Origin of the sequence: Microcystis sp. LE19-10.1B (genome assembly GCF_027530565.1) — a bacterium.
Classification (GTDB): Bacteria; Cyanobacteriota; Cyanobacteriia; order Cyanobacteriales; family Microcystaceae; genus Microcystis; species Microcystis aeruginosa.
In genome coordinates, this window is the sequence record NZ_JAPZQM010000627.1 from 1 (window position 1) to 6,957 (window position 6,957).

At 43.7% G+C, this 6,957-nt stretch carries 5 protein-coding genes; 3 read left to right on the forward strand and 2 right to left on the reverse strand.

The genetic code is table 11. The features are described from left to right. Positions 1 to 333: 333 nt before the first annotated feature. Entirely contained in the window at positions 334 to 1,338 is a 1,005-nt protein-coding gene (locus O9332_RS22605) for a PEP-CTERM sorting domain-containing protein (protein ID WP_002758687.1), read from the forward strand. A gap of 237 nt (positions 1,339 to 1,575) precedes the next feature. After that, positions 1,576 to 3,084 carry a helicase C-terminal domain-containing protein gene (locus O9332_RS22610; RefSeq protein WP_002758689.1) on the forward strand — a complete coding sequence of 503 codons (1,509 nt, stop codon included), beginning with the start codon at positions 1,576 to 1,578 and terminating at the stop codon, positions 3,082 to 3,084. A 27-nt stretch (positions 3,085 to 3,111) separates the two neighbouring features. Here O9332_RS22610 and O9332_RS22615 read toward each other — a convergent pair whose 3' ends face one another. Both O9332_RS22615 and O9332_RS22620 read right to left on the reverse strand, forming a co-directional pair. Next, entirely contained in the window at positions 3,112 to 4,659 is a 1,548-nt protein-coding gene (locus O9332_RS22615; protein ID WP_288027533.1) for an FAD-dependent oxidoreductase, read from the reverse strand. Between the two features lie 66 nt (positions 4,660 to 4,725). Next, entirely contained in the window at positions 4,726 to 5,061 is a 336-nt protein-coding gene (locus O9332_RS22620; protein WP_002758693.1) for a hypothetical protein, read from the reverse strand. Positions 5,062 to 5,237: 176 nt separating this feature from the next. On the opposite strand from O9332_RS22620, the gene O9332_RS22625 reads away from it, so the two are divergent. Continuing rightward, on the forward strand, positions 5,238 to 6,839 hold the full coding sequence (locus tag O9332_RS22625) for a 2-isopropylmalate synthase (RefSeq protein WP_002758694.1): 1,602 nt from the start codon (positions 5,238 to 5,240) through the stop codon (positions 6,837 to 6,839). Positions 6,840 to 6,957 lie beyond the last annotated feature (118 nt).

The following is a 6,957-nucleotide window of genomic DNA, read 5'->3' on the forward strand; positions in this document are numbered from 1 at the left end:
AACCCTTATATAGAAAAGCATTTAGCGATTTTTGTCAATTGTTTTTGCTCTAGAGCGAACTAATCAATTAAGTCTCTTGCCAGATAAGGATTTAGTCGATTTATGCCCCCCTATCGAACCATACCAAGTAACGAAGAACCACAAATTATGAATAGATATGCAGTCTATTAGCAGTTATCTTAACAGTGAGATACGAAGTTTCTGGTTTTAGAGAACGACGGAACGGCGGAACGTCGGAATATTATCTGATCGTCCAGAGATGATGACAAATACCGCCATACTTCATCTTCATGATAAACGCTATAATCTGAAAGTTGTTGCCAGTTGCTCATCATGAAAAAACTTACTTATTCATTGCTCCCCCTGGGGATTACTGTTGGACTTTGCCTAAACATTGCCCCTGCTTCCGCTGGTTTGATACCACAAAATGTCATTCCCGACGCTGCCCTTTCTATTGACGGCTTCGGTAGTACAACTAATAGTGGAGTTATTCAAGCCAATATACCCACAGGTTCTACTATTCAGAGGGCTTATCTCTATGCCACTTCCGTCTGGGATATGAGTCCAGTTTACGGAGTAACTTTTAATGGGAGTACACTTTCCTTGGGTTCAGCAACTATTCTTGGTCCCAATCAAAACCCAGCCACCACCGCCCGTTGGGATGTCACCAGTATCATCGCTTCTTCTTTTACGGGAGGATTACAAGACTTTAGTATCGTTGAGAATGGCGATAACGATGGTGCGGTTCTTGTCGTTGCCTACAGCAATTCTTCTACCCAAGGTTTTACCTCGGTTATTTTAGACGGGGAACTGTCCACCGGGGGAGACACGAGCCAGTTTGATTTTGCCAGTCCTTACACTGGGGGAGATTTTCTGGTTTCACTTGCCTCTAGTTATAGCCGTCAACCAAGTGGGCAAGCCACTGAGATTGACGTAACCACTAATTCGACCAATAATCGACGATTAACCAGTAGCGCAGGAGGACAGGATGATGGCGAAGGAGCCGACGGAGGCTTAATAACTGTTGGGGGGATAGGTGACAGTCCTACTAACCCCGGCCCATTAGATGACCCCTTGGATGGGCCGCGAATCGATGATGAATACTATAATCTCGCTCTTGGCAATAGTGCTAATCCTGACGCTTTTATCTCGCATGGAGATACCTTCCTGCGCTTAAAAACAGTGAACCCAACCAATGATGATAACGTTTTCGGAATGTTTATCACCAGTGGATTTAAGATCACTGCCACTCCCGTCCCCGAGCCATCCATGACACTGGGCATTTTTGGTATCGGTGCTATCGGAGCCTTAATATCTCGTCGTGGTAAAAAATCCTAACAGAAAATAAACCTGACAATTTAAGGCTGTAAATTGCGGTAAAAATTGATAAAATTTTCGATTGTGGTTTTTTATCGCTTTTTTTACCGCAAAATCACATTTACCTAGTTCTAGGTTTTTATCGTTCCAAGATGGAATTTGAACTTCAACCTAAATCACCGTAAGAGAGTCTCGGAGTGCAATCAGTGGCAAAATCAAGGCTATGATCGATCACTGATAACCAATAACTGAGATGAGATGGTTTTATTAGAAGCAGCGGTTCATTCTTCCCTACGCGCTTTTTTACGGGAACAAGGGCGCTTTTATTGGTCTCATCATCTCACTATGGGGCGACTGGTGGCTAGAGCTTTACGCCTAAAACGTTCCTCTCTCATACAAACTGGAACTACTCTCACCCGTTATTGTCTCAGTTATCTCACCCCAGCTCTTTTAGCTGATACACCTGTTCTAATTGTTGCCCCGGAGTCAGAAGTCAACCTACTGTTAGAAGTGGAAATCCCCCATCTGCAAGCATGGTTACAAACTCAGCGAGATATCCTCAAAAGTGATCGCTTTCCCGCTAATTTTACCGGTTTACTCCTCACCACACCCCAACAATGGTTAGAGGATAAATTGGACAATCTCGGTCATTTTCCCCAGAATATCCCCACGATAATCGATCGAGCCGAAGATTTAGAAACTTGTCTAGTAGATCATCTCACCGTCACCATTACTCCCGAACAATGGTTCGCTTTAGGGTCAGCATATCCCCAGCATAGAGAGATTATAGACTTAATTAAAGCACAACTTGGCCAAAGTATTCTTGGTCATCCAATTAATCCCTATAATTGCTATCTTATTGATGCCAAAGAAAAAGAATATATAATTGCTCTCCTGCAACGCTTGCATCAAGACTTAGCCACTGATTCTGCTTGGCAACTTTTAGCCGCAAAAATCCCCGAGCATAATTATCTCCTCTGGACATCAGTAGATCGAGAGCGAGGAGAATTTACCCTAAAAATCAGTCCTTTGGAGGTGGCTAGTTTTTTCAAACCGATTTGGCAGCAGCAACCCTTTGTTTTAATCGGCAGTTTTTTAGATAGCGAAAAATCCGCTAATTTATACCGTCAAAATCAGGGTATCGGAGAAATTTTAACTCTAAAGTTTGCAGCTGATCGCGAAAGTGAATATATTCATTTATATCTACCTGATCGCATCAGCGCCCCCAATACTCCCGAATTTCAACCGATGTTATTAAAGCAAGTGCGGGAATTAGTTAGTGCTAATCATACCAGTGAACAACCGATAGTAATCCTCATTGAAGATGTTCCCCTCAAGGCACAAATTGCTACCCAAATCGCAGCCGATTACGGTTCGCGAGTGCAAGTGGAAAAAACTGAGATTAATAATAATACTATTCTGGTTTGTGGTTGGCAATTCTGGCAAACCCATCAAGAAAAATTTCCGACTCCCAGTTTATTAATTATCGCTACTTTACCCTTACCATCCCCCGAAAATCCTCTCGTTGCTGGCAAAATTGCTTACTACAAACGACAACATCTCGACTGGTTTCGTGCCTATCTTTTACCCACAGCGGTGAGGGAAATTCAGCAATCTGTCCAGTCTCTCCGGGAGTGTCAAGGTTGTGTGGCTGTCCTCGATAATCGTGTCAATGCCCGCAGTTATGGCAGACAAATTCTCTCCGCTTTAGAACCCTATGCTAAAGTTAATTATCTCGATCAACAATTTTTTCAAGATAAAGATTAAATCAGTTATCAGTTATCAGTTATCAGTTTACTGTTTACTGATAAAATCTCCCCCGGAGCCATATTTCCAACTGTCTAAATAACGATGGTAAAGATATTTTTGCTTGTCGGGTAACTTTTCTAAAACAGGTTTTAAGGTGGCTGCCAAGGGATATAAACCACTATACAAAGCTAAATTAAAATAATGTCCCGTCCAATCGATAAAAGGACTGATACCCACTTGCGGAATCATCGGTAAAACTAATTGAGGATTAACCAAAGGCAAAGTTTTTGAGAGGGAAGAAAACTGCACCACATCCTGTAAAAATGGTTTTAAGACCTCATCTCCCAACTTATCCATTACCCGAAAAACTCCACTCATTAAGTCATTAATTTGATTGGGATTAGGGTTAGCATATATCTGGACACTCATGGTTTTTTGAAATAGCCACGTTACCGATATATTAGGTTGATATGGTTGTAAAAGGGCTAAATCTTCTCGGTTTAAAGCATCGATTTGTAAAGCTTCCTCGATGCCGAAAGTTAGCCTTTTTAAATGCCTAACCATTGCCCCAAAACCACCAAAACTTACCGGAGATTGACTACCGCTACTATCTCCCACTGCCAGAATTCTTGACCAGGGCATTTTTAAAGGACTTTGACGATAGGCAGGGAAAAAACCCGCTAGAAAACGCTGAAATTTTACCGCTTCTAAATCTACCTTTTGATACTCTGGCAGTAATCTTAAATACTCCTCCATCAAAAATTCTAAACTAAAGCGATCAGGATGAGTATCAAGATAGGTAAATAAATAAGTTGTCCGACCATCCCTAGCGGGAAATGCTTCCCAAAAGTATTGACATTGGTGCAAGATTGGGGTAAAAGAATAAATCAAATCACCAGTTTCATTACTGGGAAAACCCTGACCGCAACTACCCACCACTAAACAAACTCCATCGGGTTTTTCTCCTTTTCTTGCCTGTTTTGCAATTGCTGAAAAATGACCCATGGCATCGATTAATAAACGGGTTTTTAAAGTCACTTCTCCCGTTTTAACCATTACTCCATCTGGATGAACAATCGCCCCGCTAAACCACGAATTTTCTAATAACTTTCCTCCCGCTTGCAAAAACTTATTTTTTAAAGTCTCTAGCAAATAAACCGGATCAACACCGATATTTAAAATATCTCTGACCCAAAGCTCATAACCTTGATAAAATCCCACCCTCCCAGGATTATATTCCGTCGCTATCGCTTGATTTAATTCAGCTTCGGTCAATAAATCTAACTCTAAAAAACTGCTTAATTCTAAACGTGAAATATTCCACTCCTGCTCACGACCGCGCAGAATACCTCTTTCTAATAATGCCACACGCCAGCCCCTAGTTTGCAAAGCAGCCCCGATAAAAATTCCCAGGGTTCCCCCCGCAATCACTAGATCAAAATCCGTCTCTCCTAAAGATTCTTGACTTTGATTAATTACCGTAGGAATAACTGGATTTTCTAAACGCAAAGCTTGCCAAGCTCGATCGCTGGCTCGCAATTGTTGTAAACTCTGAGGAGATACTCGATCGAGTAAAGATGCAACTAAAGACATAATCTTATATCAGTTATCAGTTATCAGTTATCAGTTATCAGTTATCACCATATCCAGAGGATAAAACTACTTAGATTGGAAAAACTTTTTCCCTTCTTCAACGAGTTTATTAATATCCTTGAGGGAAACTCCAAAAATCGCTAAAACTCCCGTAAAGACTAACAAAAAACCGATAAAACTATTCCGATCATAGAGAAATAAACCCACCAAAACGATAAAATAGGGAGAGAGAATTTTACTAATATTTTCAACTACAGTAACTATCTCTGGAGTGGGAGGATCAACAAGATTAATATCAGCTTTATCCTGATCCGGTTCGAGATTTTGCTTAATTGAAAACATCACTTCCTGTAGGTCTTTTACCTCCGGTGGGTTCGGTTCCTTCGCTGGTTTGCCAAACATTGTTAACTACCTCGCCAATTTATCTATATCCTCTATGGTAGCCAAAAAAAGGGCAAGCAGGAAAAGCGCGAGCAGGTCGAGAAATTCTCAGCGCAATTTTCCTTAACAACCCCCTCGGCCTGGGCTGCTATAATCAGAGGAACAACTCCCAAGTTCGTTAACGGTACAAAAAAACTATGAATACCAGTCCAGATCGTGTGATTATCTTCGATACCACCCTTCGAGATGGGGAACAGTCCCCGGGTGCCGCTTTAAATGTGGATGAGAAGCTAACCATAGCGCGCGCACTGGCACGACTGGGAGTTGATGTCATTGAAGCAGGTTTTCCCCACGCTAGTCCGGGGGACTTTGAAGCTGTACAGAAAATTGCCGCCAGCGTCGGCAGCGAAGCTGATAGCCCGATTATTTGCGGATTAGCCCGCACTACTCAAAAAGATATCAAATCTGCCGCCGATGCGCTCAGACCCGCCGCCAAGCCCAGAATTCACACCTTCCTAGCCACATCTGATATCCACCTCCAATACAAACTTAAGAAGACTCGTCAGGAAGTTCTTGAGATTGTGCCAGAAATGGTGGCCTATGCCAAATCCTTCGTTGATGATGTGGAATTTTCCCCCGAAGATGCCGGCCGCAGCGATCCCGAATTCCTCTATCAAGTCCTCGAAAGAGCGATCGCCGCAGGAGCCACCACCGTTAACATTCCCGATACCGTCGGTTACACCACCCCCAGCGAATTTGGGGCTTTAATCCGTGGTATTAAGGAAAATGTCCCCAATATCGACCAAGCGATTATCTCCGTCCATGGTCACGATGACCTAGGGTTAGCGGTGGCTAATTTCCTCGAAGCAGTTAAAAATGGCGCTCGACAGTTGGAATGTACCATTAACGGTATCGGTGAGCGTGCCGGTAACGCTTCCCTAGAAGAGTTGGTGATGGCCCTTCATGTCCGGCGCTCCTATTTTAATCCTTTCCTCGGTCGTTCCCCAGAGTCCACGGAACCTTTAACCAAGATCAACACCAGGGAAATCTATCGCACTTCTCGCCTAGTTTCTAATCTTACCGGCATGATCGTGCAACCGAATAAGGCGATCGTCGGTGCTAACGCTTTCGCACACGAGTCGGGAATCCATCAGGACGGGGTGTTAAAACATAAACTCACCTATGAGATTATGGATGCAGAATCGATCGGTTTGACTAATAATCAGATCGTCCTCGGTAAACTCTCCGGCCGCAACGCTTTTCGCTCTCGCTTACAGGAATTGGGTTTTGAGCTTTCGGAAACGGAACTTAATAACGCTTTTATCCAGTTTAAAGAAATGGCCGATCGCAAAAAGGAAATCACCGATCGCGATCTAGAAGCTATTGTTAACGATGAAATCGATACGGTTCCCGATCACTTCCGCCTCGAATTAGTACAAGTGTCCTGTGGAAATAGTGCCCGGCCCACGGCCACGGTAACGATTCGCAATCCCGACGGTAGCGAGTTATCCGATGCGGCCATTGGTACAGGGCCGGTGGATGCTCTCTGCAAAGCGATCAATCGAGTGGTGAAGATTCCTAACGAATTAATTTCTTTCTCGGTGCGAGAAGTTACCGAGGGAATCGATGCTTTAGGAGAAGTGACTATCCGTCTCCGTTACGAAGGACGCACCTACTCCGCTCACGCGGCCGATACCGATATTATTGTCGCCTCCGCTCGCGCCTACGTCAGTGCCTTAAACCGTCTCCACGTCGCACTGCAGCAGAAGGAAAAAAACCCAGAAATGGTACAAGTCTAGATAGGGTGTTAGGGTTTTAGGGTTTTAGGGTTTTAGTTGAAATTCCCCCACTACCCCACCACCCCACACCCCACACCCCACACCCCACACCCCACACCCCACACCCCACACCCCACAC